Source organism: Enterobacter cloacae complex sp. P2B (genome assembly GCF_014895985.1).
GTDB lineage: Bacteria > Pseudomonadota > Gammaproteobacteria > Enterobacterales > Enterobacteriaceae > Enterobacter > Enterobacter bugandensis.
The window spans coordinates 223198-247205 of record NZ_JADBQQ010000006.1 but is presented as its reverse complement, the minus strand read 5'-3'; the positions used below and the strand labels follow the sequence as shown (position 1 = coordinate 247205).

General features: G+C 57.1%; 23 protein-coding genes. 16 read left to right on the top strand and 7 right to left on the bottom strand.

From position 1 onward, the window contains the following. Positions 1-192: 192 nt before the first annotated feature. Positions 193-1221, bottom strand: coding sequence for a 16S rRNA (guanine(1207)-N(2))-methyltransferase RsmC (gene rsmC, locus IM313_RS06335; RefSeq protein WP_192971582.1), 1029 nt, complete (start codon positions 1219-1221; stop codon positions 193-195). A 102-nt stretch (positions 1222-1323) separates the two neighbouring features. Here rsmC and IM313_RS06330 point away from each other — a divergent pair, with 102 nt between their 5' ends. The 8 genes from IM313_RS06330 (at position 1324) to IM313_RS06295 (ending at position 7686) form a co-directional block, all read left to right on the top strand. Beyond that, positions 1324-1737, top strand: a complete 414-nt coding sequence (locus IM313_RS06330) for a DNA polymerase III subunit psi (RefSeq protein ID WP_041911296.1) — start codon at positions 1324-1326, stop codon at positions 1735-1737. Further along, on the top strand, positions 1706-2149 hold the full coding sequence (rimI, locus tag IM313_RS06325) for a ribosomal protein S18-alanine N-acetyltransferase (RefSeq protein WP_028015431.1): 444 nt from the start codon (positions 1706-1708) through the stop codon (positions 2147-2149). The genes IM313_RS06330 and rimI overlap by 32 nt, the downstream gene beginning before the upstream one ends. A 19-nt stretch (positions 2150-2168) precedes the next feature. Beyond that, complete coding sequence (yjjG, locus tag IM313_RS06320; protein WP_126345427.1) at positions 2169-2846, top strand: pyrimidine 5'-nucleotidase; 678 nt, start codon at positions 2169-2171, stop codon at positions 2844-2846. 91 nt (positions 2847-2937) lie between these two features. Then, positions 2938-4527 carry a peptide chain release factor 3 gene (prfC, locus tag IM313_RS06315; RefSeq protein WP_028015433.1) on the top strand — a complete coding sequence of 530 codons (1590 nt, stop codon included), beginning with the start codon at positions 2938-2940 and terminating at the stop codon, positions 4525-4527. 300 nt (positions 4528-4827) lie between these two features. Continuing rightward, a complete protein-coding gene (gene osmY / locus IM313_RS06310; RefSeq protein WP_028015434.1) occupies positions 4828-5445 on the top strand; it encodes a molecular chaperone OsmY in 618 nt (205 codons plus the stop codon). Between the two features lie 127 nt (positions 5446-5572). Further along, positions 5573-5734: a DUF1328 domain-containing protein gene (locus IM313_RS06305; RefSeq protein WP_003856556.1), complete on the top strand. Its 162-nt coding sequence runs from the start codon at positions 5573-5575 to the stop codon at positions 5732-5734. Between the two features lie 120 nt (positions 5735-5854). Further along, positions 5855-6907, top strand: coding sequence for a patatin family protein (locus IM313_RS06300; RefSeq protein ID WP_032644971.1), 1053 nt, complete (start codon positions 5855-5857; stop codon positions 6905-6907). Continuing rightward, positions 6904-7686 carry a TatD family hydrolase gene (locus IM313_RS06295; RefSeq protein ID WP_126345428.1) on the top strand — a complete coding sequence of 261 codons (783 nt, stop codon included), beginning with the start codon at positions 6904-6906 and terminating at the stop codon, positions 7684-7686. Before IM313_RS06300 ends, IM313_RS06295 begins: the two co-directional genes overlap by 4 nt. On the opposite strand, the gene IM313_RS06290 is transcribed toward IM313_RS06295, so the two are convergent. Together IM313_RS06290 and IM313_RS06285 are read right to left on the bottom strand one after the other, a co-directional pair. Then, on the bottom strand, positions 7681-8541 hold the full coding sequence (locus IM313_RS06290) for a YjjW family glycine radical enzyme activase (RefSeq protein ID WP_192971583.1): 861 nt from the start codon (positions 8539-8541) through the stop codon (positions 7681-7683). The genes IM313_RS06295 and IM313_RS06290 overlap by 6 nt on opposite strands. After that, a complete protein-coding gene (locus IM313_RS06285; protein WP_192971584.1) occupies positions 8516-10051 on the bottom strand; it encodes a YjjI family glycine radical enzyme in 1536 nt (511 codons plus the stop codon). Before IM313_RS06285 ends, IM313_RS06290 begins: the two co-directional genes overlap by 26 nt. Positions 10052-10313: 262 nt before the next feature. Between IM313_RS06285 and deoC the strand changes: the two genes are divergently transcribed. From deoC to deoD, 4 genes are all read left to right on the top strand, one after another. Continuing rightward, positions 10314-11093 (top strand): deoxyribose-phosphate aldolase, encoded by a 780-nt coding sequence (gene deoC, locus IM313_RS06280; RefSeq protein ID WP_032644972.1) that lies wholly within the window; start codon positions 10314-10316, stop codon positions 11091-11093. A gap of 103 nt (positions 11094-11196) precedes the next feature. Then, on the top strand, positions 11197-12519 hold the full coding sequence (gene deoA, locus IM313_RS06275) for a thymidine phosphorylase (RefSeq protein ID WP_041911290.1): 1323 nt from the start codon (positions 11197-11199) through the stop codon (positions 12517-12519). Positions 12520-12572: 53 nt separating this feature from the next. Further along, complete coding sequence (gene deoB / locus IM313_RS06270) at positions 12573-13796, top strand: phosphopentomutase (protein WP_025912138.1); 1224 nt, start codon at positions 12573-12575, stop codon at positions 13794-13796. A gap of 125 nt (positions 13797-13921) precedes the next feature. Beyond that, complete coding sequence (deoD, locus tag IM313_RS06265) at positions 13922-14641, top strand: purine-nucleoside phosphorylase (protein WP_003856538.1); 720 nt, start codon at positions 13922-13924, stop codon at positions 14639-14641. 85 nt (positions 14642-14726) lie between these two features. On the opposite strand, the gene lplA is transcribed toward deoD, so the two are convergent. Together lplA and IM313_RS06255 are read right to left on the bottom strand one after the other, a co-directional pair. Beyond that, positions 14727-15743 carry a lipoate--protein ligase LplA gene (lplA, locus tag IM313_RS06260; protein ID WP_028015442.1) on the bottom strand — a complete coding sequence of 339 codons (1017 nt, stop codon included), beginning with the start codon at positions 15741-15743 and terminating at the stop codon, positions 14727-14729. Between the two features lie 39 nt (positions 15744-15782). After that, complete coding sequence (locus IM313_RS06255; RefSeq protein WP_192971585.1) at positions 15783-16427, bottom strand: YtjB family periplasmic protein; 645 nt, start codon at positions 16425-16427, stop codon at positions 15783-15785. Positions 16428-16544: 117 nt separating this feature from the next. On the opposite strand from IM313_RS06255, the gene serB reads away from it, so the two are divergent. From serB to nadR, 3 genes are read left to right on the top strand one after another with little or no spacing between them, the layout of a single operon-like run. Next, on the top strand, positions 16545-17513 hold the full coding sequence (gene serB, locus IM313_RS06250) for a phosphoserine phosphatase (protein WP_028015444.1): 969 nt from the start codon (positions 16545-16547) through the stop codon (positions 17511-17513). 11 nt (positions 17514-17524) lie between these two features. Next, positions 17525-18910, top strand: coding sequence for a DNA repair protein RadA (radA, locus tag IM313_RS06245; RefSeq protein WP_192971586.1), 1386 nt, complete (start codon positions 17525-17527; stop codon positions 18908-18910). A gap of 35 nt (positions 18911-18945) precedes the next feature. Next, positions 18946-20178, top strand: a complete 1233-nt coding sequence (nadR, locus tag IM313_RS06240) for a multifunctional transcriptional regulator/nicotinamide-nucleotide adenylyltransferase/ribosylnicotinamide kinase NadR (RefSeq protein WP_015572616.1) — start codon at positions 18946-18948, stop codon at positions 20176-20178. Positions 20179-20218: 40 nt separating this feature from the next. Here the strand turns inward: nadR and IM313_RS06235 are convergent, their stop codons facing one another. After that, positions 20219-21220, bottom strand: a complete 1002-nt coding sequence (locus IM313_RS06235) for a zinc-binding alcohol dehydrogenase family protein (RefSeq protein ID WP_192971587.1) — start codon at positions 21218-21220, stop codon at positions 20219-20221. Positions 21221-21328: 108 nt separating this feature from the next. On the opposite strand from IM313_RS06235, the gene IM313_RS06230 reads away from it, so the two are divergent. Beyond that, on the top strand, positions 21329-22228 hold the full coding sequence (locus IM313_RS06230) for a LysR family transcriptional regulator (protein ID WP_192971588.1): 900 nt from the start codon (positions 21329-21331) through the stop codon (positions 22226-22228). Between the two features lie 63 nt (positions 22229-22291). Here the strand turns inward: IM313_RS06230 and ettA are convergent, their stop codons facing one another. Then, positions 22292-23959 carry an energy-dependent translational throttle protein EttA gene (gene ettA, locus IM313_RS06225; RefSeq protein WP_003856515.1) on the bottom strand — a complete coding sequence of 556 codons (1668 nt, stop codon included), beginning with the start codon at positions 23957-23959 and terminating at the stop codon, positions 22292-22294. Positions 23960-24008 lie beyond the last annotated feature (49 nt).

The window sequence follows — 24008 nt, the reverse complement described above, 5'->3', positions numbered from 1 at the left end:
CAATTCCGCCACCTTCGCATACCATCGATACTGTAAAAGTATCGTAACCACGGAGGCGCATTCTAGATGTTTTCAGCTTTACGTCAACAGAAAAGTGCGCGCCTTTTATTGATTGCTGCAAAAATGGACGGAATTGCGACGCCTGCTTGCCGGATGGCGCTGGCGCTTATCCGGCCTGCATTGTATGGCGAATTATTTTTTTGCCTGACGCGTCATCACGGTGCGGTAGACCTTAAAGCGGCCCGTCTGGGCGATCACTTCGTGGAAGCCGAAGGTTTCGTCCAGCACTTTCGGGTACGCCAGGAAGGCGTTCGCCACGATGCGCAGCTCGCCGCCGCTGTTGAGGTGACGAGTCGCGCCACGGATCAGGGTTTGCGCAGCTTCGAGGCTGGTTTCCATCCCGTCGTGGAACGGCGGGTTAGAGATGATCATGTCAAAGCGGCCGGTGACGTCAGAGAAGACGTTGCTGGCAATCACATCGCCTTCAATGCCGTTGGCCGCAAGCGTTGCGCGGCTTGCTTCAACCGCCGGGGCGCTCACGTCACACAGGGTTAAGCGCACTTTTGGTGAATGGCTGGCAAGCACCGTTGAAAGCACGCCCGCGCCGCAGCCCACGTCCAGCACTTTGCCTTTGGTGTGCGGCGTCAGGGTGGAGAGCAGCAGCTTGCTGCCCGTATCCAGCGCGTCACGGCTGAAGACACCCGGCAGGGTTTTGATGGTCAGGCCGTCAAGCTGGTACTCGTCCCAGTATGCCTGCGTATCAAACGTTGTCTGTTTTTCCAGACGGCCATGATACAGACCGCAGCGACGTGCGCTGTCGACTTTGGTCAGCGGCGCGTAGGCTTCCAGCATCTGCTCGGCGCTACGGACACCGCTGCGGTTTTCACCGACCACGAAAATATCGCAGCCAACCGGCAGCAGGGAGAGCAGGTTCATCAGCTGGAACTGGGCTTCTGGCTTGTTCTTCGGCCAGTAGTAGATCAGCGTATCGCAGTCGGCAATATCGCTCTGCTCCGCCACCAGGCTGAAGCGTGCGCGCTCGCCCATCTGGCGGCTCAGCACCTGCCAGTGGTGGTAGTATTGGGTGTGGGCACGGCTTTCAGCACAGTCGAAACGCGCGGGCAGGTCATCCTGCATATCTCCGGCAAACAGAATACGGCTTTCTTCGAAATCATCACTGTGACGCAGCAAGACTTCACTTGCCGGGGTAAATGCAGACATGAATTGTTCCTCAATAAACTCAGGCGGGGATTATAGTAGGTAGATGGCGCACTTTCGACACATTTGCTATATTTGCGCGCCTGAGAGACAGGAGTTATCCCTATGACATCCCGACGAGACTGGCAGTTGCAGCAGCTGGGCATCACCCAGTGGGCTTTGCGTCGCCCGACGGCGTTGCAGGGCGAAATCGCCATCTCCATCCCCGCGCACGTTCGGCTGGTGATGGTGGCGGAAGAACTGCCTGCCCTGAATGAGCCCCTGATCGGTGATGTCCTTCGCAGCCTGAAGCTGACGCCCGACCAGGTCTTACAGCTGACGCCGGAACGGGTTGCCATGCTTCCTCCTGATAGCCGCTGTAACAGCTGGCGCATCGGAGAGACAAACGACATCTCTCTTCAGGGGAGCCAAATCAGCTCACCAGCGCTGGACGAGCTGAAAGCCAATCCAAAGGCGCGCAGCGCGCTATGGCAACAAATCTGCGAATATGAACACGATTTCTTCCCTCACGACGCCTGACCTGACCGCAGCGTTCGCGATTGAAACACGCGCCCACGCCTTTCCGTGGAGCGAAAAAACGTTTGCCAGCAATCAGGGCGAGCGCTATCTGAACTACCGTCTGGACGTTGACGGCACTCTGGCCGCGTTTGCCATCACGCAGGTGGTTCTTGACGAGGCGACGCTGTTTAACATCGCCGTCGACCCGGCGTTTCAGCGCCGTGGGCTGGGCAGAGAACTGCTTGAGCATCTCATTCGTGAGCTCGAAACCCGCGACGTTTTCACCCTGTGGCTGGAGGTGCGCGCGTCGAATGTCGCCGCCATCGCGCTCTATGAAAGCTTAGGCTTTAACGAGGCGACAGTCCGACGTAACTACTACCCCACCGCAGAGGGACGTGAAGACGCCATTATCATGGCTCTGCCAATTGGATAACGAATATAAGGTTGTAACGATGAAATGGGACTGGATTTTCTTTGATGCCGACGAAACGCTGTTTACGTTTGACTCGTTCGGCGGCCTACAGCGGATGTTTCTCGACTATAGCGTGACCTTCACCGCCGAAGATTTTCAGGACTATCAGGCGGTGAACAAGCCGCTGTGGGTGGATTACCAGAACGGTGCCATCACTGCGTTACAACTTCAGCACCAGCGATTTGACGTCTGGGCGGAGCGCTTAAAGGTCAGTCCGGGGACGCTGAACGAGGCTTTCCTTAACGCCATGGCCGATATCTGTGCGCCCCTGCCGGGCGCGGTTTCCCTGCTGAATGCGTTGAAAGGCAAGGTAAAACTGGGGATCATCACCAACGGTTTTACCGCCCTGCAGCAGATCCGCCTTGAGCGCACCGGCCTGCGCGATCATTTCGATGCGCTGGTGATCTCCGAAGAGGTTGGGGTGCCGAAACCGGATCCGCGAATTTTCGATTATGCGCTGGGGCAGGCCGGTAATCCCGACCGCGATCGCGTGCTGATGGTGGGTGATACCGCAGAGTCTGATATTCTTGGCGGTATGAAGTCAGGTTTGTCGACCGTCTGGCTGAATGCGCATGGCCGCGTGAAGCCTGAAGGCATCGAGCCAACCTGGACCGTCACGTCATTGACCGAACTGGAGCAACTCCTGTGTAAACAATGATTGCCTGCCCCCCGTTGATGGGTAAAATAGCCGCAATTTTGTATTCCATGATGCGTGGCGTGCTGCCACGCTTATAAAAGAAGATTTAATTATGACGTTGTCTCCTTATCTGCAAGAGGTGGCCAAGCGCCGTACTTTTGCCATTATCTCGCACCCGGATGCCGGTAAAACGACCATCACCGAGAAGGTGTTGCTGTTCGGACAGGCGATCCAGACTGCGGGTACCGTTAAAGGCCGTGGCTCCAGCCAGCATGCAAAATCTGACTGGATGGAGATGGAAAAGCAGCGTGGTATTTCGATTACCACCTCCGTGATGCAGTTCCCGTATCACGACTGCCTGGTGAACCTGCTGGACACCCCGGGGCACGAAGACTTCTCCGAAGATACCTACCGTACCCTGACGGCGGTGGACTGCTGTCTGATGGTGATCGACGCCGCGAAGGGTGTAGAAGATCGTACCCGCAAGCTGATGGAAGTTACCCGTCTGCGCGATACGCCGATCCTCACCTTTATGAACAAACTCGACCGTGACATCCGTGACCCGATGGAGCTGATGGATGAAGTGGAAAACGAGCTGAAGATCGCCTGTGCGCCAATCACCTGGCCAATTGGCTGCGGTAAGCTGTTCAAAGGGGTTTATCACCTCTATAAAGACGAAACTTACCTGTATCAGACCGGTAAAGGCCACACCATTCAGGAAGTGCGCATTGTGAAAGGTCTGGACAACCCGGATCTCGATGCCGCCGTTGGCGAAGAGCTGGCCGCGCAGCTGCGCGACGAGCTGGAGCTGGTGAAGGGTGCGTCTCACGAGTTCGACAAAGAACTGTTCCTGAGCGGCGAAATTACCCCGGTCTTCTTCGGTACCGCGCTGGGTAACTTCGGCGTTGACCACATGCTGGACGGTCTGGTGGAGTGGGCACCTCAGCCGATGCCGCGTAAAACCGACACCCGCGAAGTGGAAGCGAAGGAAGAGAAGTTCACCGGCTTCGTCTTTAAAATTCAGGCCAACATGGACCCGAAACACCGCGACCGCGTGGCCTTCATGCGTGTGGTGTCCGGTAAGTATGAGAAGGGCATGAAGCTGCGCCAGGTGCGCATCGGTAAAGATGTCGTGATTTCCGACGCGCTGACCTTTATGGCGGGCGACCGTTCGCACGTTGAAGAGGCATATCCGGGCGACATCATCGGTCTGCACAACCACGGTACGATCCAGATCGGCGATACCTTCACCCAGGGCGAGATGATGAAGTTCACGGGTATTCCGAACTTCGCACCGGAGCTGTTCCGTCGCATTCGTCTGCGCGATCCGCTGAAGCAGAAACAGCTGCTGAAAGGCCTTGTTCAGCTCTCTGAAGAGGGTGCCGTCCAGGTGTTCCGTCCAATCGCCAACAACGATCTGATTGTCGGCGCGGTCGGTGTGCTGCAGTTCGACGTGGTGGTTGCGCGCCTGAAGAGCGAGTACAACGTGGAAGCGATTTACGAATCGGTCAACGTGGCGACCGCGCGCTGGGTTGAGTGTTCTGACGTGAAGAAATTCGAAGAATTTAAGCGTAAGAACGAAATTCAGCTGGCGCTCGATGGCGGCGACAACCTGACCTATATCGCGCCAACGATGGTCAACCTGAACCTGACGCAGGAACGTTATCCAGACGTTCAGTTCCGCAAAACGCGCGAACACTAATCCCCTCCCGCAGCACGGCAATCGCCGTGCTCTTCTTTTATTCCTGTCTTATTAGTCCCTTGCGGAATGTTCTTAATTCACCGCAAATTCACGCTATTCGCGCGTTTTTTACGCAATTCTGAAAGCGGCATTGTGAGAGTGATCTATATTTAACTCAGTGTTTAGCACCGGGCATGGATGAATTAACTGTTCAATGCATGTCGATTGGTTCTCCATTTCGCCCGTGTGTTTATTCGCGATATATAAAACTACTAAGGAAGTATTTAGCCCGAATAACGGGTAAAACACAGGAATACATCGATGAATATGACAAGACTGAAGATTTCTAAAACTCTGCTGGCTGTAACACTGGGTAGCGTTCTGGTTAGCGGTTCCGCCCTGGCGGAAAGCAGCACCATGGATAAAGCACAGTCCACGGCCGATACCGCAGGGCAAAAAATCGATAGCTCTATGAATAAAGTCGGTAATTTCATGGACGACAGCTCTATCACAGCAAAAGTGAAAGCCGCACTGGTGGATGATGAAGCCATCAAGAGCACCGATATTTCCGTTAAGACCGACAAAAAGGTCGTTACCCTGAGTGGCTTTGTTGAAAGCCAGGCCCAGGCCGAACAGGCTGTGAAGGTGGCGAAGGGTGTCGAAGGTGTCGCATCCGTGAGCGATAAACTGCACGTTCGCGACGGTAAAAACGCCTCGGTGAAAGGTTATGCAGGTGATGCCGCTACTACCAGCGAAATCAAAGCTAAACTGTTAGCAGATGACATCGTACCGTCTCGTAAGGTGAAAGTGGAAACCACCGATGGCGTGGTTCAGCTTTCCGGTACGGTTGATTCACAGGCGCAAAGTGAACGCGCCGAGTCAATTGCGAAAGCCATTGATGGTGTTAAAAGCGTTAAAAACGATCTGAAAACGAAGTAATTCTGGACCATTCGCCCGTAAGGTTTAACCCTGCGGGCGAAATAAGAACGACTCTGGAAAAACGCCGGTGAGTGACCTGAGCGCTCACGTTTAGCGGCCGACATTAACTATGGTAAAGGAGAAGCTTATGTTTCGTTGGGGCATTATATTTCTGGTTATCGCGTTAATTGCCGCCGCATTGGGCTTTGGTGGTCTGGCAGGTACAGCGGCATGGGCAGCTAAAATTGTCTTCGTCGTCGGTATTATTCTGTTCCTGGTCAGCCTGTTTACGGGTCGTAGACGTCCGTAGCAAACGCAATATTCCTTCAACAAAATAAAGCCAGTCACTGCGACTGGCTTTTTCTTATTTGCGTTACAGGTCGGGTGCGTTACTGTGGAGTGATAAAATAATCAAAACAGGAAAGCAGAGGTGGGGCAACGAATTCCCGTTACGCTCGGCAATATTGCGCCGCTGACGTTAAAACCGTTTAGTGCGGGTCAACTCGCACTGGTCTGCGAGGGGGGAGGACAGCGCGGCATTTTCACCGCTGGCGTGCTGGATGAATTTATGCGCGCGCAGTTCAACCCGTTTGACCTCTACTTCGGCACGTCCGCCGGGGCGCAGAATCTCTCTGCCTATGTCTGTAACCAGCCCGGCTACGCGCGAAAAGTGATCATGCGCTTCACCACGGCGAAAGAATTTTTTAACCCGGTGCGCTTCGTGCGCGGCGGTAACCTGATCGATCTCGACTGGCTGCTGGAGTCGACCTCCAGCCAGATGCCGCTGGCCATGGATACCGCTGCCCGCCTGTTTGATAGCGGCAAAGAATTCTGGATGTGCGCCAGCCGGGGGGATGACTATTCGCCGGGCTATTTCTCACCGCAGAAGGAGAACTGGCTCGACATCATCCGCGCCTCCAGCGCCATTCCCGGTTTTTATCGTACCGGCGCGCTGCTGGATGGCATCAGCTATCTGGACGGCGGCATCAGTGACGCGGTGCCGGTGCAGGAAGCCGCGCGACGCGGGGCGAAAACTATCGTGGTGATCCGTACCGTTCCGTCGCAAATGTATTACACCCCCCAGTGGTTTAAGCGGATGGAGCGCTGGCTGGGCGACAGCAGCCTGCAGCCGCTGGTGAACATCGCGAAGCAGCATGAAACCACCTACGGCGCGATGCAGCGCTTTATTGAAAAACCCCCGGGCAAGCTGCGCATCTTTGAAATTTATCCGCCTAAGCCGCTGCTGAGCATGGCGTTGGGCAGCCGGCTGCCTGCGTTGCGTATGGATTACAAAACGGGGCGGCTGTGCGGGCGTTACTTCCTGGCGACCGTCGGGAAAATGCTGGCCGAGCAACCGCCTCTGCATCGGCATAAACGCATTATTACGCCACCTGCAATTGTCGCCAATGACGCCCTGACCATGCCGCTGGTGGACATTCCGCAGGCGAATGACGCTTTATTAGATAACGAGGATCTGGCGTGACGCACCGCTTTGTTGATACCCACTGCCACTTTGATTTCCCGCCGTTTACGGGGAATGAAGCGCAAAGCATTGCGAAAGCTGCCGAAGCCGGCGTGCAGGCCATCATTGTGCCGTCGGTTGAAGCGGCCTATTTTACCCGCGTGCTGGATCTTTCCGCGCGATACTCCGCGCTTTATGCCGCGCTCGGCCTGCATCCGATTGTGATTGAGCGCCATCGTGATGAGCATCTTGAAGAGCTGGATCGGGTGCTGCAACGTGCAGGAGAGAAACTTGTCGCCATCGGCGAGATCGGCCTCGATCTCTATCGCGAAGATCCGCAGTTTGAACGCCAGCAGACGATCCTGGACGCGCAGCTTCGGCTGGCAAAGCGTCACGATCTGCCGGTGATCCTCCACTCCCGACGCACTCATGACAAACTGGCGATGCACCTGAAGCGCATCGACCTGCCGCGAAGAGGCGTAGTGCATGGTTTTTCCGGCAGCCTGCAGCAGGCGCAGCGTTTTATTGAACTGGGCTATAAAATTGGCGTCGGTGGCACCATCACCTATCCGCGCGCCAGTAAAACCCGTGACGTAATGGCGCAGCTGCCTCTCTCTGCGCTATTACTGGAAACGGATGCCCCCGATATGCCGCTGAATGGTTTTCAGGGGCAGCCGAATCGCCCGGAACAGGCGGCGCGGGTATTTGACGTGCTGTGCGAACTGCGTCAGGAACCTGAAGAGGTCATTGCCAGCGCGCTGCTCGAAAATACCCGTTCGGTTTTTGGTATCACGCTATAGATAAAGCGCCGGACGAATCACCGTTATCTTCTGTTTTTCCAGCGCCCGCGCCAGCGGTTCAATATCCTCCTGCGTGGCGCTGCGCCATGACGCCGCCTCGCCGTAGACCCCGTGTGCATGAAACGCGTTAATACGCACCGAAACATTCCCCAGCTCGAGGATGAACGCGATCAACGGTTTGATATGTTCCAGATAATCACACTGTTCCGGGATGACCAGCAAGCGGAGCTCCGTCAAACGGTGACGGTCTGCCAGCCAGCGAATGCTCTCCTTAATCTGCGGGTTTTCGCGTCCGGTCAGGAAGCGGTGATATTCATTCCCCCACGCTTTGAGGTCCAGCATTGCGCCATCCAGCACCGGCAGCAGTTTTTGCCAGCCGGTTTCGCTTAGCAGACCGTTGCTGTCTACCAGGCAGGTTAAATGATGTAGCTCAGGATCGGTTTTGATCGCGGTAAACAGGGCGATCAAAAACGGCAGTTGGGTTGTGGCTTCGCCGCCGCTCACGGTGATCCCTTCGATAAAGGGCGCGGATTTACGGACCTGAACGAGGATCTCGTCGACGCTCAGGCGGTGCGCCATGGGCGTGGCCTGCTGCTGGCACAGGCGCAGGCAGGTGTCGCACTGCTGGCAGTGACTCTCCTGCCACCAGACGCGTCCGGCCTGAATGGTCAGCGCGTCGTGCGGGCAGTGGGGCACGCAGTCCCCGCAGTCGTTGCAGCGCCCGATGGTCCACGGGTTGTGGCAGGTTTTGCAGCGCAGGTTACAGCCCTGCAGGAACAGCGCCAGGCGGCTGCCCGGCCCGTCCACGCAGGAGAAGGGGATGACCTGACTAACTAAAGCGCATCTGCTGTTCATGGCTTATCACGCGCGGCTGACGTTCCAGAATACGGGTATTGCGTGCGGCCTCTTCCCCCAGCCACGTGGTGTTCGTTCTTGAACCCGCTTCCCGGTATTTCTCCAGATCCGACAAGCGAACCATATAGCCGGTCACGCGTACCAGATCGTTACCGGCCACATTCGCGGTGAACTCACGCATACCGGCCCTGAACGCCCCCAGGCAAAGCTGAACCACCGCCTGCGGATTGCGTTTTACCGTCTCATCCAGCGTTAAAATATCGCTGATCCCGGAATGATAGTGTTTATGGTGCGGCGCTACGGCCAGCAGATGACTGACAGGATCCGGCTCGTCACCGTACGGCAGACGCGCCCCCGGCGTGGTGCCCGAATCGGAGCTGATGCCTGACTGGGCGTGCAGCATCGCGCGATGCTTCCAGCCGTGCTTCACCGGCGTATTTTCAACAAACGCCGCAAGCTGTTCGCTGATGCGATAACCCAGCGCGTTGGCCTGCTCGTCTTTCCCGTAACGCCCCGCCATGCCTGCTTTCTCACACAGTACGTTCACCGCTTCGGCAAGACCGTACATGCCAAACATCGGCACAAACCGATCGGCATCAATCAGCCCCTCTTTCACCAGGAAGCTATTCTCAAAGAAGCCGGATTGCCCGTACAGAAAATTGCAGCGCGCATCGATGATGGCGATTTGCTGCTGGCAGTAGTGCGGGAGCGAGCGGGTGAAGAAATCGTCAATGGATGTGCTGTGTTCGGCGATTGCCTTGAGGTTAAGGCGCACCAGGGTGCTGCCACCGCCCGCCAGCGGCAGAGAGTTGTAACAGCTCACCACGCCAAAACGGCCTTTTGTGAAAATTTTATCATTCACCGGACCGTTTGAAATATGCGGTTTGCTGCATTCACAAATGTTTTTTGCCACCTCAAGCAGTAAATCGTCTGGGGTGATATCGGGATCGTAGATAAAGGTCAGATTGGGCGCAACCTGCTTCAGTTCAGCATCTGCACGCAGAATGGCACGGGTGACAGGGCCGTCGGCGGGCCCGATGTTGGCGTGCATAAACGCATCGGGCAGCGTTCTGTCGAGATAGCGCCAGAAACGTTTTATTCGGCTATCGATTTCTTCTTGTGTTAGAATTCTAACATACGGATTCAGTAGCGCATCAAGCTGCCCCAGATAGACCGGCATTGATGTCACTGAAGGAACATGGTGATAGAGAATAGTTAACAGAGAGAGGGCGTCATCAAGATCTTTCGCGCCTTCCAGCTCCAGCCATTGCGAACCGTTAGCCAGGAATTTTTCATAATCCGGCAGCACGTAGCGCGGTTTGTAGGGGGCATGGCCTTCGTACATGTCGCAGATGAACCCCTCGTCCAGCGCGGCGCGGGCGGCCGGAGATAGCGTCGGGTAGGGTAGATAATTTTCCGCTTCCAGCGCCAGAAAATGACGTTTTTGCTCCGGGGTTAACACCGGGCTTGTCACAATGTGCTGGCAACGTTGTTGCAGGGCGTCGGGCATGTTCACTTCCTTGAATGTTCTGCGGATGATGAACGGATTGTAGGAAGTCAGCCTGCCGGCGCTTTTGATCCAACAAGGGGTATCGCTGCTTTAGTCAGCAATTTGCACGCTAAAGTTTGAAGAAGATCTCATTACAGCAATGCAAATTTGTACGCAGTTTTCATTAACTGTGATGAATGTCGAAGTGTGGATGCGGGTGAATGTTAGAATACTCACAGACCCGCAAGGTAAAATTTATACGGCACTGCCGTTGGAGAATGTTATGACCGATTTAACTGCAAGCAGCCTGCGCGCGTTGAAGCTGATGGACCTGACCACCCTGAACGATGATGACACCAATGAAAAAGTCATCGCCCTGTGCCATCAGGCAAAAACGCCAGTGGGTAACACCGCCGCCGTCTGTATCTACCCGCGCTTTATCCCGATTGCCCGCAAAACGCTGAAAGAGCAGGGCACGCCGGACGTGCGCATTGCAACCGTGACTAACTTCCCGCACGGCAATGACGACATTGAGATTGCGCTGGCGGAAACCCGCGCGGCAATTGCCTACGGCGCAGACGAAGTTGACGTGGTGTTCCCATACCGCGCGCTGATTGCCGGCAACGAGCAGGTCGGTTTTGACCTGGTGAAAGCCTGTAAAGACGCGTGTGCGGCGGCAAACGTGCTGCTGAAAGTGATCATCGAAACCGGCGAGCTGAAAGAAGAGGCGCTGATTCGTAAGGCGTCAGAAATCTCCATCAAAGCCGGTGCGGATTTCATTAAAACCTCTACCGGTAAAGTGCCGGTCAATGCGACCCCGGAAAGCGCGCGCATCATGATGGAAGTTATCCGCGATATGGGCGTATCCAAAACCGTGGGCTTCAAGCCTGCGGGCGGCGTACGTACCGCGGAAGACGCGCAGCAGTTCCTGGCGATTGCCGACGAACTGTTTGGCGCTGAGTGGGCTGACTCCCGCCACTACCGCTTCGGCGCGTCCAGCCTGCTGGCCAGCCTGCTGAAGGCGCTGGGTCACGGCGACGGTAAGAGCGCAAGCAGCTACTGATTGCCAGACAATGCCGGATGGCGCTTCGCTTATCCGGCCTACAGGATCGCAGGGCGGGTAAGCGTACCCGCCGCCATTCACCCGATTCCGCATGGGGGTTACCGTGTTTCTCGCACAAGAAATTATTCGTAAAAAACGTGATGGTCTTGCTTTAAGCGACGAAGAAATTCGCTTCTTCATCAACGGCATTCGTGACAACACCGTCTCAGAAGGGCAGATTGCGGCTCTGGCGATGACCATTTTCTTCCACGATATGTCGATGCCTGAGCGCGTGTCGCTGACCATGGCGATGCGAGATTCAGGAACCGTTCTGGACTGGAAAAGCCTCAACCTCAACGGCCCGATTGTGGACAAACACTCCACCGGCGGCGTGGGTGATGTGACTTCGCTGATGCTCGGCCCTATGGTGGCAGCCTGCGGCGGTTACGTTCCCATGATCTCCGGGCGCGGCCTGGGCCACACCGGCGGTACGCTCGACAAACTGGAAGCCATTCCGGGCTTCGATATCTTCCCGGATGACAATCGCTTCCGCGACATTATTAAAGACGTTGGTGTGGCGATTATCGGCCAGACCAGCTCTCTTGCTCCGGCAGACAAGCGTTTTTACGCGACGCGTGATATTACCGCCACCGTAGACTCCATTCCGCTGATCACCGCCTCTATCCTCGCCAAAAAACTGGCGGAAGGGCTGGACGCGCTGGTGATGGACGTGAAGGTGGGCAGCGGCGCGTTTATGCCGACCTATGAACTCTCTGCTCAGCTTGCCGAAGCGATCGTTGGCGTCTCCAACGGCGCGGGCGTGCGCACCACCGCGCTGCTGACCGACATGAACCAGGTGCTGGCCTCCAGCGCCGGTAACGCGGTTGAAGTCCGCGAAGCCGTGCAGTTCCTTACAGGCGAATACCGTAACCCGCGCCTGTTCGATGTCACCATGGCGCTGTGCGTGGAGATGCTCATCTCCGGCAAGCTGGCCAAAGACGACGCGGAAGCCCGCGCGAAACTGCAGGCGGTGCTGGACAACGGCAAAGCGGCGGAGATCTTTGGCCGCATGGTGGCGGCGCAGAAAGGCCCGACCGATTTCGTCGAAAACTACGCGAAATACCTGCCGACCGCGATGCTCAGCAAAGCTGTTTATGCGGATGGCGAAGGTTTTGTCTCCGCCATGGACACCCGCGCGCTTGGCATGGCTGTTGTATCTATGGGCGGCGGTCGTCGTCAGGCATCGGACACCATTGATTACAGCGTCGGCTTTACCGACATGGCCCGTCTGGGCGACAGCGTCGACGGCCAACGTCCGCTGGCGGTGATCCACGCGAAAGACGAAGCCAGCTGGCAGGACGCGGCGAAAGCGGTGAAAGCGGCAATATCTCTTGACGATAAAGCACCGGAAACCACACCGACGGTCTATCGTCGTATCACTGAATAGCGGTATACTGATCTGATCGCATTTTTATGAAGCACTAAGTACGGAGAACAATTATGAAACGTGCATTTATTATGGTGCTGGACTCATTCGGCATCGGCGCAACCGAAGATGCAGAACGTTTTGGTGACGTGGGTTCCGATACCATGGGTCACATCGCGGAAGCCTGTGCAAAAGGCGAAGCGGACAACGGTCGTAAAGGCCCTCTGACTCTACCTAATCTGACCCGCCTCGGGCTGGTAAAAGCGCATGAAGGCTCTACCGGTAAAATCGCAGCTGGTATGGACGGTAACGCGGAAGTGGTGGGCGCCTACGCCTGGGCGCACGAGCTCTCTTCCGGGAAAGATACCCCGTCCGGTCACTGGGAAATCGCCGGCGTGCCGGTGCTGTTCGACTGGGGCTACTTCTCCGATCACGAAAACAGCTTCCCGCAGGAGCTGCTCGATAAGCTGGTGAAGCGTGCCAACCTGCCGGGCTACCTCGGTAACTGCCACTCTTCCGGCACCGTGATTCTGGATCAGCTCGGCGAAGAGCACATGAAAACCGGCAAGCCGATTTTCTACACCTCTGCTGACTCCGTGTTCCAGATTGCCTGCCACGAAGAGACGTTTGGCCTGGATAAACTCTACGAACTGTGCGAAATCGCCCGTGAAGAGCTGACCGAAGGCGGCTACAACATTGGCCGCGTTATCGCACGTCCGTTTATCGGCGACAAAGCGGGTAACTTCCAGCGTACCGGTAACCGTCATGACCTGGCCGTTGAGCCACCGGCGCCAACCGTGCTGCAGAAGCTGGTTGACGAGAAGGGCGGTCACGTGGTGTCCGTGGGCAAAATAGCGGATATCTATGCCAACTGCGGTATCACTAAAAAAGTGAAAGCGACCGGTCTGGATGCGCTGTTCGATGCCACTATCAAAGAGATGAAAGAAGCAGGCGATAAGACCATTGTCTTCACCAACTTCGTGGACTTCGACTCCTCCTGGGGCCACCGTCGCGATGTAGCCGGTTATGCTGCGGGCCTGGAGCTGTTTGACCGCCGTCTGCCGGAGCTGATGGAGCTGGTGGGGGAAGATGACATTCTGATCCTGACCGCAGACCACGGCTGTGACCCAACCTGGACCGGTACCGATCACACCCGTGAGCACATTCCGGTACTGGTGTACGGCCCGAAAGTGAAGCCGGGCTCGCTCGGTCACCGTGAAACCTTCGCGGACATCGGCCAGACCCTGGCGAAATACTTTGGTACGTCTGACATGGAATATGGCAAGGCCATGTTCTAAACGGATTGGGTGCGGCCTGATGCCCTCACCCCGGCCCTCTCCCACAGGTAGAGGGAGAACAGAATGTAGGCCGGGTAAGGCGTAGCCGCCACCCGGCAAAAACAACAATGTAAAAGGAACTGAAGATGGCAACTCCTCACATTAATGCAGAAATGGGTGATTTCGCTGACGTCGTATTGATGCCGGGCGACCCGCTGCGCGCGAAGCACATTGCAGAAACCTTCCTCGAAGACGTGCGTGAAGTGAACAACGTTCGCGGCATGCTGGGCTTCACCGGTACCTATAAAGGCCGCAAAATCTCCGTTATGGGCCACGGCATGGGTATCCCGTCCTGCTCCATTTACACCAAAGAGCTGATCACCGATTTCGGCGTGAAGAAAATCATCCGCGTAGGCTCCTGCGGTGCGGTGCGTATGGACGTTAAGCTGCGTGACGTGGTGATCGGCATGGGCGCGTGTACCGACTCTAAAGTTAACCGCATCCGCTTTAAGGATCATGACTTTGCGGCAATCGCTGACTTTGACATGGTGCGTAACGCGGTTGACGCGGCAAAAGCGCTGGGCGTTGACGCACGCGTGGGCAACCTGTTCTCTGCCGATCTGTTCTACTCGCCAGAAGGCGACATGTTCGACGTGATGGAAAAATACGGCATCCTGGGCGTGGAAATGGAAGCGGCCGGTATCTACGGCGTGGCGGCTGAGTTTGGTGCGAAAGCGCTGACCATCTGCACCGTGTCTGACCACATCCGTACCCACGAGCAGACCACCGCTGCCGAGCGTCAGACCACCTTCAATGACATGATCAAAATCGCGCTGGAATCCGTTCTGCTGGGCGATAAAGAGTAAGAGCTATTGTGCCGGGTGGCGGCTTCGCCTGACCCGGCCTACGGTTTTCCAGGCCCGCTAAGCGCAGCGCCAGCGGGCTTTTTTACTAGCGTACTGCCTGCGCAATCCATGCCGATAAGTCCCGCAACTCTTGTTCCTGCTCCGGAAAATCCCCCATTAACGCGTCGCACTCCTGCTGCAGCATATCCGCCCGATACAAACAGCCCTGCAAGCGGGCCGCCAGCGCTTCCAGCGGTGCCGGGTTGAGGCTGTCCGTAAACACCTGCGTACGGGTAATGTGGCCTTTCTCCACGTCAAAGTGCAGCTCCACGCCGCCCCAGGTAAAACGTTCGTCCAGCAGGTGTGAAAACGCCGGAGCCTGGCCGAAGTTCCATTCCCAGCTGCTCTGGCGTGCAAAGGTTTCGGCGAAGTTGGGCAGATCCGGGGTCTTATCCGGCGAAATCACTTCCGCATCCACGCGCTCGCCGTAATGTTCAAAGAACGCTTCACGGATTGCGTCGCAAATCTGCTCGTGCGTAATCCCCGGCAGCAGCTCCACCAGATTCGCCACGCGTCCGCGCACGGAGGTAATGCCCTTAGCCTGGAGCTTTTTCTTATCAGGATTAAGGTAGTTCGCCAGACGGCTCAGGTCGGCGTTCAGCAGCAGGGTGCCGTGGTGGAACCCGCGATCCATCGTTTCGCGGTAGGCGGAGCCGGAGATCTTGCGGTCGCCCTCTGGCGTTTTGACCACGAGATCGTTCCGCCCCGAGGCTTCAGCCGTCACGCCGAGCGCATTGAGCGCGTTGAGCACAATAGACGTAGAGATAGTTTTGTCGTATTCCGGTTTTCCCGCCATAAAGGTAAAGCAGGTATTGCCCAGATCGTGAAACACCGCGCCGCCGCCGCTGCTCCTGCGTGCGAGACGGACGTTGTCCTCTTCCATACGCCGGGTGTTGCACTCTTTCCACGGGTTTTGCGCGCGGCCGATGACCACCGTATCGGCGTTACGCCAGAGAAACAGGACGCGCTGGGTGGCGGGCATCTGGCGGAAGATGCACTCTTCAACCGCGAGATTAAACCAGGGATCGTGAGAGTCAGAGATAAGCAGGCGTAACGTCGTCATGGCAGAGTTCCTTTTCCATATCTTTCGCCTACTTTATCACTATTCCTTCTTCTCGCTCTCTTCGTCTTCGGGAACCGACCTGCTGGCGGTCAGCAGGAACGGCGACTGCTGCCAGCGGGTACGCTTGCCCTGAAGCAACGTGCGCGCCAGCACGACGCCGATCGCCAGCGAGAGTAACAGCATCAGGCGCAGAATATTGGTGGTGTTATCCACCTGCTTAGCTTCTGTTGGCAGGGTGTGGGTATCCAGCGTCATGCGCAGATACCCCAGCGGGCCATTTTTACCCTGAACGGGTTCGACAATCTGCTGGTTGAAATAGCCTCCGGCTTTTTTGCCGTCCAGCGCCAGCCTGTCGCGCACGTCGACGTGCTCACCGGCGCGGGCAATCAGGTCGCCTTTTTCATCGTACACGCCCGCATCCAGAATGCGGCTGTTTTCCGTGAGCTGACGCAAGACCTGGCCTATCCGCTTATCGTCCGGCGTTTCATTGCGCATCAGGGGCGCAACGTTGAGCGTCACCTGACGCGCCAGGGTACGGGCCAGCTCTTCAAACTGCGGGTTGCGCTGCCGCTGATGATTCTGGCTAAACCACGATGCCCCTTGCATCAATGCGACTAACAGTGCGAGACAGATCAGGACAATCACGGCGCGATGAAGCCGGAATTTCAGTTTTGCGCGAGCCATATTCCACCTGCTGAAAATTTAGGGCTTAATGTTGCCAGAAGTGATGGTTACAGGGTAGCCTCATGCGTTATTTTCCCTCTGGAACCTTCCGGCGCGAACAAAATTACAGGAGCTTTAATGCCGAACATTACCTGGTGTGACCTGCCAACGGATGTCTCTTTATGGCCAGGATTGCCGCTCTCGTTAAGTGGCGATGAGGTGATGCCTCTGGATTACCACGCTGGCCGTAGCGGCTGGCTCCTCTATGGACGCGGTCTGGATAAGCAACGCCTGACCCAGTATCAAACCAAACTGGGCGCGGCGATGGTCATTGTTGCCGCCTGGTGCGTGGAAGATTACCAGGTCATTCGCCTCGCGGGTTCCCTGACGCAGCGCGCCACGCGTCTGGCGCATGACGCCGGGCTGGACGTAGCGCCTCTCGGCAAAATTCCGCACCTGAAAACGCCGGGTCTGCTGGTGATGGACATGGACTCCACCGCTATTCAGATCGAATGTATTGACGAGATTGCTAAACTGGCAGGCAGTGGCGAGCTGGTGGCGGAAGTCACCGAGCGTGCGATGCGCGGCGAGCTGGACTTCACCGCCAGCCTGCGCCAGCGCGTGGCGACCCTGAAAGGGGCCGATGCTAACATCCTGCGCCAGGTGCGCGACGTGCTGCCGCTGATGCCGGGGCTGACGCAGCTGGTGCTGAAGCTCCAGTCCCTCGGCTGGAAAGTGGCGATCGCCTCCGGTGGCTTTACCTTCTTTGCGGATTATCTACGCGAGAAACTGCATCTGACCACGGTGGTCGCTAACGAGCTGGAAATCATGGACGGCAAGCTGACCGGCCAGGTGATCGGCGATATCGTGGATGCCCAGTACAAAGCCAATACCCTGACGCGCCTGGCGGAAAAGTATGAGATTCCGGTCGAGCAGACCGTCGGCATTGGCGACGGCGCGAACGATCTGCCAATGATCAAAGTGGCTGGCCTTGGCATTGCCTACCATGCCAAACCAAAAGTGAATGAAAAGACGGAAGTCACTATCCGTCACGCTGACCTGATGGGGGTGTTCTGCATTCTCTCCGGCAGCCTTAATCAGAAATAACGAGGTAAACCGTGGCGAAAGCTCCAAAACGCGCATTTGTCTGTAATGAATGTGGTGCGGATTATCCGCGCTGGCAGGGGCAATGCAGCGCCTGTCATGCCTGGAACACCATCACCGAAGTGCGTGGTGTGGCGGCTTCGCCGAGCGTGGCCCGCAATGAGCGCCTGAGCGGCTATGCGGGCAATGCAGGCGTGTCGAAGGTGCAAAAGCTTTCTGATATCAGCCTGGAAGCGCTACCGCGCTTTTCCACCGGCTTCAAAGAGTTTGACCGCGTGCTGGGCGGCGGCGTGGTGCCGGGCAGCGCGATTCTGATCGGCGGTAACCCGGGGGCGGGGAAATCGACCCTGCTGCTGCAAACGCTCTGCAAGCTCGCCGAACAGATGAAAACCCTGTACGTGACGGGTGAAGAATCCCTCCAGCAGGTGGCGATGCGCGCTCACCGTCTCGGCCTGCCGACCGGTAACCTGAACATGCTGTCGGAAACCAGCATCGAGCAGATCTGCATGATCGCCGAAGAAGAGCAGCCGAAGCTGATGGTGATCGACTCCATCCAGGTAATGCACATGGCGGACATTCAGTCCTCGCCGGGCAGCGTGGCGCAGGTGCGTGAGACCGCCGCTTACCTGACGCGCTTTGCCAAAACGCGCGGCGTGGCGATTGTGATGGTCGGCCACGTTACCAAAGATGGCTCTCTGGCGGGTCCGAAGGTGCTCGAACACTGTATCGACTGCTCGGTGATGCTCGACGGCGACGCGGATTCCCGCTTCCGCACCCTGCGCAGCCACAAGAACCGCTTCGGCGCGGTGAACGAACTGGGCGTGTTTGCCATGACCGAGCAGGGGCTGCGCGAGGTCAGCAACCCGTCGGCCATCTTCCTGAGCCGCGGCGATGAGATCACCTCCGGCAGTTCGGTAATGGTGCTGTGGGAAGGGACGCGCCCGCTGCTGGTTGAAATTCAGGCGCTGGTGGATCACTCGATGATGGGTAACCCGCGGCGCGTGGCGGTCGGTCTGGAGCAGAACCGCCTGGCGATCCTGCTGGCGGTGCTGCACCGTCACGGCGGGCTGCAGATGGCGGATCAGGATGTGTTCGTCAACGTGGTTGGCGGGGTGAAAGTCACTGAGACCAGCGCAGACCTGGCGTTGCTGCTGGCGATGGTCTCCAGCCTGCGCGACAGACCGCTGCCGCAGGATCTGGTCGTCTTCGGTGAAGTAGGGCTGGCCGGGGAAATCCGTCCGGTGCCCAGCGGCCAGGAGCGTATCTCCGAGGCGGCAAAGCACGGCTTCCGTCGGGCTATCGTTCCCGCCGCCAACGTGCCGAAAAAAATCCCGGAAGGGATGCAGGTCTTTGGCGTTAAGAAACTCGCAGATGCGTTAAGTGTCTTTGACGACTTATAATTACGTATTCGATTTTGCAGGAGGCACCGTAATTTATGTCATCATTTGACTACATCAAGACCGCGATCCGCCAGAAGGGCTGCACGCTGCAGCAGGTGGCGGACGCCAGCGGCATGACCAAAGGCTACCTGAGCCAGTTGCTGAACGCCAAAATCAAAAGCCCCAGCGCGCAGAAGCTTGAAGCGCTGCACCGCTTTCTGGGGCTGGAGTTCCCGCGAATGCAAAAGAACATCGGCGTGGTGTTCGGCAAGTTTTATCCGCTGCATACCGGGCATATCTATCTGATCCAGCGCGCCTGTAGCCAGGTGGACGAGCTGCACATCATCATGGGCTACGACGAAACGCGCGATCGCCAGCTCTTTGAAGACAGCGCCATGTCGCAGCAGCCCACCGTACCGGACCGCCTGCGCTGGCTGCTTCAGACCTTTAAGTACCAGAAAAACATTCGCATTCATGCCTTTAACGAAGAGGGCATGGAGCCGTACCCGCACGGCTGGGACGTGTGGAGCAACGGCATCAAAGCGTTTATGGAAGAGAAGGGCATTGCACCTAACTGGATCTACACCTCTGAAGAGTCCGACGCGCCGCAGTTCCGCGAGCATCTGGGCATCGAGACGGTGCTGATCGACCCGAAACGCACCTTTATGAACATCAGCGGGGCGCAGATCCGCGAGAACCCGTTCCGCTACTGGGATTATATTCCGACCGAAGTGAAGCCGTTCTTCGTGCGTACGGTGGCTATTCTGGGCGGCGAGTCGAGCGGTAAATCAACGCTGGTCAACAAGCTGGCGAACATCTTCAACACCACCAGCGCGTGGGAGTATGGACGCGATTACGTCTTCTCTCACCTCGGCGGCGACGAGATGGCACTGCAGTATTCCGACTACGATAAAATCGCGCTCGGGCACGCCCAGTACATTGATTTCGCGGTGAAATACGCTAACAAAGTGGCGTTTATTGATACCGATTTCGTCACCACGCAGGCGTTCTGTAAAAAGTACGAGGGGCGCGAGCACCCGTTCGTGCAGGCGCTGATTGACGAATACCGCTTTGACCTGGTGATCCTGCTGGAAAACAACACCCCGTGGGTGGCCGACGGCATGCGCAGCCTCGGCAGCTCGGTGGACAGGCGCGAATTCCAGACCATGCTGGTGGAGATGCTCAACGAGAACAACGTTGAGTTTGTGCACGTTGAAGAGTCAGACTACGACTCCCGTTTCCTGCGATGCGTCGAGCTGGTGAAGGAGATGATGGGGGAGCAGGGGTAATAACTTCCCCCTCGCCCTTTTGGGGTGAGGGGGGAATACCTCAGAACTCAACCACCACCTTCCCGCGCATATGCCCCTCCAGCACCTTACGGTGCGCTTCGGTAATGCTTTCCACGCTCAGCCCGTGCAGCGTTTCGCTGAGCGAGCTTTCCACCACGCCGTTATCCACCAGCTTCGCCACCTCATTTAAGATCTCACCCTGACGCGCCATATCAGCCGTCTTGTACATGCTGCGGGTGTACATAAACTCCCAGTGCAGGGCGGCGGATTTGGACTTCAGCTTGTCCTGGTTCAGCGGATGTTCATTCTCAACGATGGAACAAATATGCCCCTGCGGCGCAATCAGTTCGCTGACCGCATCCCAATGCCCGTCGGTGTCGTTGAGGATGAAAATATAATCCACGAAGGTAAGCCCCTGCTTCGCCAGCTCGCCTTTGAGATCGCGGTAGTTGACCACTACGTCAGCACCGCGATCGCGGCACCACCGGGCGGAATCTTCTCGTGAAGCGGTTGCGATAATCTTCACCTTGCTGTTGTGCTTCGCAAACGGGATCGCCAGCGATCCCACGCCGCCCGCGCCGCCGATGATCAGCAGGGTTTTGTCCGCTTCGGCGTCCTGAATATTCAGCCGTTCAAACAGACCTTCCCACGCGGTGAGCGCAGTTAAGGGTAGCGCAGCGGCTGCCGCCCAGCCGAGGCTGGCAGGCTTGTGGCCGACAATGCGCGCATCTATCAGCTGATGAGTGGTATTGCTGCCCGGGCGGGTGATGTCGCCCGCGTACCACACCTCATCACCTGGTTTGAAGCCGGTGACGCCAGCTCCAGCGGCTTTGACGACCCCGCTGGCATCCCACCCCAGAATTCGCGGCTCGTTCAGCACATTTTTGGCGATGCCTGCATGCACTTTGGTATCAACCGGGTTAATCGATACGGCTTTCACCTCTACCAGCAGATCGTGTTCGCCAGGCGTCGGCATCGGCGGGGTGATTTCAATGAAGGTGGACGGATTTTCTGGGTTAACGGCAATGGCTTTCACTGACATGGTGTGCTCCTCAATGGAATGCGTTTTGTTGAGGCTAGTCTATTAAGTGGCCAGCCGCATGATAAGATGGACAATCATGAACTCAGCGTTCGTACAGGGTGAACAATCATGTTTAAACAGCTGCAGGATATGGCGCTGTTTGCGCTGGTGGCGGAGATGGGCAGTTTCACCGCGGCGGCGCAGAAAGCCGAACTGCCGAAATCCAGCGTCAGCCAGCGGATCAGCCAGCTGGAGCAGCAGGTGGGGATCCGTCTGCTTAATCGCACCACGCGCAGGATCAGCCTGACGTTCGCGGGCGAGCACTATCTGGTGCACTGTCGCGAGATGCTGGCGGCCAGCGAGCGGGCGGAGTATGCCATTCAGCGCCTGCGTGAAAACCCCAGCGGCCGGCTGCGTATTACCTGCCCGGCGGGGATTGGCGCGACCCTGCTGGCGCATATGAATGCCGAGTTTCAGCTTCGCTATCCTGACGTGTCGCTCGATGTATCGATCTCTGACGACGTGGTGGACCTGGTCGAGTCCGGTTTTGACGTGGCGCTGCGCACCGGCAAGCCGCAGGACTCCTCTCTGATAGGCAGAATGATCGGGCACTGCCCGCGCTACATGCTGGCCTCGGCGGATTATCTGGCACGCCGGGAGCCGTTAATCCATCCCCGACAGCTGGTGGAGCACCGCTGTATTACGCACCGGGCATGGTCGGAGTGGCTGCTGCGAAGCGAGGGTGAGGATTACCGCTACCTGCCGGACAATGGCCACATGACCGATAATCTGGTGTACGCCCGTGAATGCGCGATTGCCGGGGCGGGGATCACGCTGCTACCCGCATTTCTGCTGGAAGATAAGATCGAAAAGGGGGCGTTGGTTCAGGTGCTGCCGGAATGGCGCGTTGAAGGTAACGATCTCTGGCTGGCCTATCCGAGCCGGAAGCTGAATTCGCCCGCGCTGATGAGCTATATCGAGTTTGCGATGCAGTTTGATGAGGTGAAGCGGTATTACGTGGGTGGGTGATGTTGTGCGGCCTGATGCCCTCACCCTGAATAAAAAACGGCAACCGAGGTTGCCGTTTTGCTTTTATTTCGCAATACGCTTGTACTTAATACGCTTCGGCTCCAGCGCGTCTGCGCCCAGCGTGCGTTTTTTATACTCTTCGTATTCGGTGAAGTTACCTTCGAAGAACTCCACTTTACCTTCGTCCTGGTAGTCCAGGATGTGGGTCGCGATACGGTCCAGGAACCAGCGGTCGTGCGAGATAACCATGGCGCAGCCCGGGAATTCCAGCAGGGCGTTTTCCAGTGCGCGCAGGGTTTCGATATCCAGGTCGTTGGTCGGTTCATCGAGCAACAGAACGTTACCGCCCACCTGCAGCAGCTTCGCCAGGTGCAGACGACCACGCTCACCGCCGGACAGCTCGCCCACGCGTTTGCCCTGGTCGGTGCCCTTAAAGTTAAAGCGGCCAACGTAGGCGCGGCTTGGCATCTCGGTGTTGCCGATACGCATGATATCCAGACCGCCGGAGACTTCTTCCCACACGGTTTTGCTGTTATCCATCGCGTCACGGAACTGGTCTACGGAGGCCAGCTTCACGGTTTCACCCAGGGTGATTGAGCCGCTGTCTGGCTGTTCCTGACCGGACATCATGCGGAACAGGGTCGATTTACCCGCGCCGTTCGGACCGATGATGCCAACGATAGCGCCTTTCGGTACGGAGAAGGTCAGATCGTCGATCAGCACGCGGTCACCGTAGGACTTACGCAGGTTGGTTACTTCAACCACTTTATCCCCCAGACGTGCTCCAGGTGGAATAAACAGTTCGTTGGTTTCGTTACGTTTCTGGTATTCGGTGTTGTTCAGCTCTTCAAAGCGTGCCAGACGGGCTTTGCCCTTAGACTGACGGCCTTTCGCGCCCTGACGAACCCACTCCAGCTCTTTCTCGATAGACTTGCGACGGGCCGCTTCCTGAGACGCTTCCTGCGCCAGACGCTGATCTTTCTGCTCCAGCCAGGAAGAGTAGTTGCCTTCCCACGGAATACCTTCACCGCGGTCCAGCTCCAGGATCCAGCCGGCGACGTTGTCGAGGAAGTAACGGTCGTGGGTAATTGCTACAACGGTGCCTTCGAAGTCGTGCAGGAAGCGCTCCAGCCACGCCACGGATTCCGCATCCAGGTGGTTAGTTGGTTCGTCGAGCAGCAGCATGTCTGGTTTTTCCAGCAGCAGGCGGCACAGCGCCACGCGGCGGCGTTCACCACCGGAGAGATTCGCGATTTTCGCATCCCAGTCCGGCAGACGCAGGGCATCCGCCGCGCGCTCCAGCTGCACGTTCAGGTTGTGACCGTCGTGCGCCTGGATGATCTCTTCATATTTGCCCTGCTGAGCGGCCAGTTTGTCGAAGTCCGCATCCGGCTCGGCGTATTTGGCATACACTTCATCCAGACCTTTCAGCGCGTTAACCACTTCGGATACCGCTTCTTCAACGGATTCACGTACGGTGTGTTCCGGGTTCAGCTGAGGTTCCTGCGGCAGGTAGCCGATCTTGATGCCTGGTTGCGGACGGGCTTCACCTTCGATGTCTGTATCGATGCCGGCCATGATGCGCAGCAGGGTGGACTTACCGGCACCGTTGAGACCCAGCACACCAATTTTTGCGCCCGGGAAGAAGCTCAGCGAGATATTTTTAAGAATATGACGTTTCGGCGGGACAACTTTGCCGACACGATGCATGGTATAAACGAATTGAGCCACGTGGACTTCGCCTCTTTTATCGTAAATGAGAAGGAATTTCAGCCTCGAA

Excerpts from the sequence above, each read along its gene's own strand:
- serB (WP_028015444.1), top strand. The coding sequence starts at position 16,545 with ATGCCGAACATTACCTGGTGTGACCTGCCAACGGATGTCTCTTTATGG.
- IM313_RS06230 (WP_192971588.1), top strand. The coding sequence starts at position 21,329 with ATGTTTAAACAGCTGCAGGATATGGCGCTGTTTGCGCTGGTGGCGGAG.
- lplA (WP_028015442.1), bottom strand. The coding sequence starts at position 15,743 with ATGACGACGTTACGCCTGCTTATCTCTGACTCTCACGATCCCTGGTTT.
- nadR (WP_015572616.1), top strand. The coding sequence starts at position 18,946 with ATGTCATCATTTGACTACATCAAGACCGCGATCCGCCAGAAGGGCTGC.
- IM313_RS06305 (WP_003856556.1), top strand. The coding sequence starts at position 5,573 with ATGTTTCGTTGGGGCATTATATTTCTGGTTATCGCGTTAATTGCCGCC.
- osmY (WP_028015434.1), top strand. The coding sequence starts at position 4,828 with ATGAATATGACAAGACTGAAGATTTCTAAAACTCTGCTGGCTGTAACA.
- deoD (WP_003856538.1), top strand. The coding sequence starts at position 13,922 with ATGGCAACTCCTCACATTAATGCAGAAATGGGTGATTTCGCTGACGTC.
- IM313_RS06255 (WP_192971585.1), bottom strand. The coding sequence starts at position 16,427 with ATGGCTCGCGCAAAACTGAAATTCCGGCTTCATCGCGCCGTGATTGTC.
- IM313_RS06290 (WP_192971583.1), bottom strand. The coding sequence starts at position 8,541 with ATGAACAGCAGATGCGCTTTAGTTAGTCAGGTCATCCCCTTCTCCTGC.
- IM313_RS06330 (WP_041911296.1), top strand. The coding sequence starts at position 1,324 with ATGACATCCCGACGAGACTGGCAGTTGCAGCAGCTGGGCATCACCCAG.
- IM313_RS06285 (WP_192971584.1), bottom strand. The coding sequence starts at position 10,051 with ATGCCCGACGCCCTGCAACAACGTTGCCAGCACATTGTGACAAGCCCG.
- yjjG (WP_126345427.1), top strand. The coding sequence starts at position 2,169 with ATGAAATGGGACTGGATTTTCTTTGATGCCGACGAAACGCTGTTTACG.
- IM313_RS06235 (WP_192971587.1), bottom strand. The coding sequence starts at position 21,220 with ATGTCAGTGAAAGCCATTGCCGTTAACCCAGAAAATCCGTCCACCTTC.
- rsmC (WP_192971582.1), bottom strand. The coding sequence starts at position 1,221 with ATGTCTGCATTTACCCCGGCAAGTGAAGTCTTGCTGCGTCACAGTGAT.
- rimI (WP_028015431.1), top strand. The coding sequence starts at position 1,706 with ATGAACACGATTTCTTCCCTCACGACGCCTGACCTGACCGCAGCGTTC.
- deoC (WP_032644972.1), top strand. The coding sequence starts at position 10,314 with ATGACCGATTTAACTGCAAGCAGCCTGCGCGCGTTGAAGCTGATGGAC.
- prfC (WP_028015433.1), top strand. The coding sequence starts at position 2,938 with ATGACGTTGTCTCCTTATCTGCAAGAGGTGGCCAAGCGCCGTACTTTT.
- deoB (WP_025912138.1), top strand. The coding sequence starts at position 12,573 with ATGAAACGTGCATTTATTATGGTGCTGGACTCATTCGGCATCGGCGCA.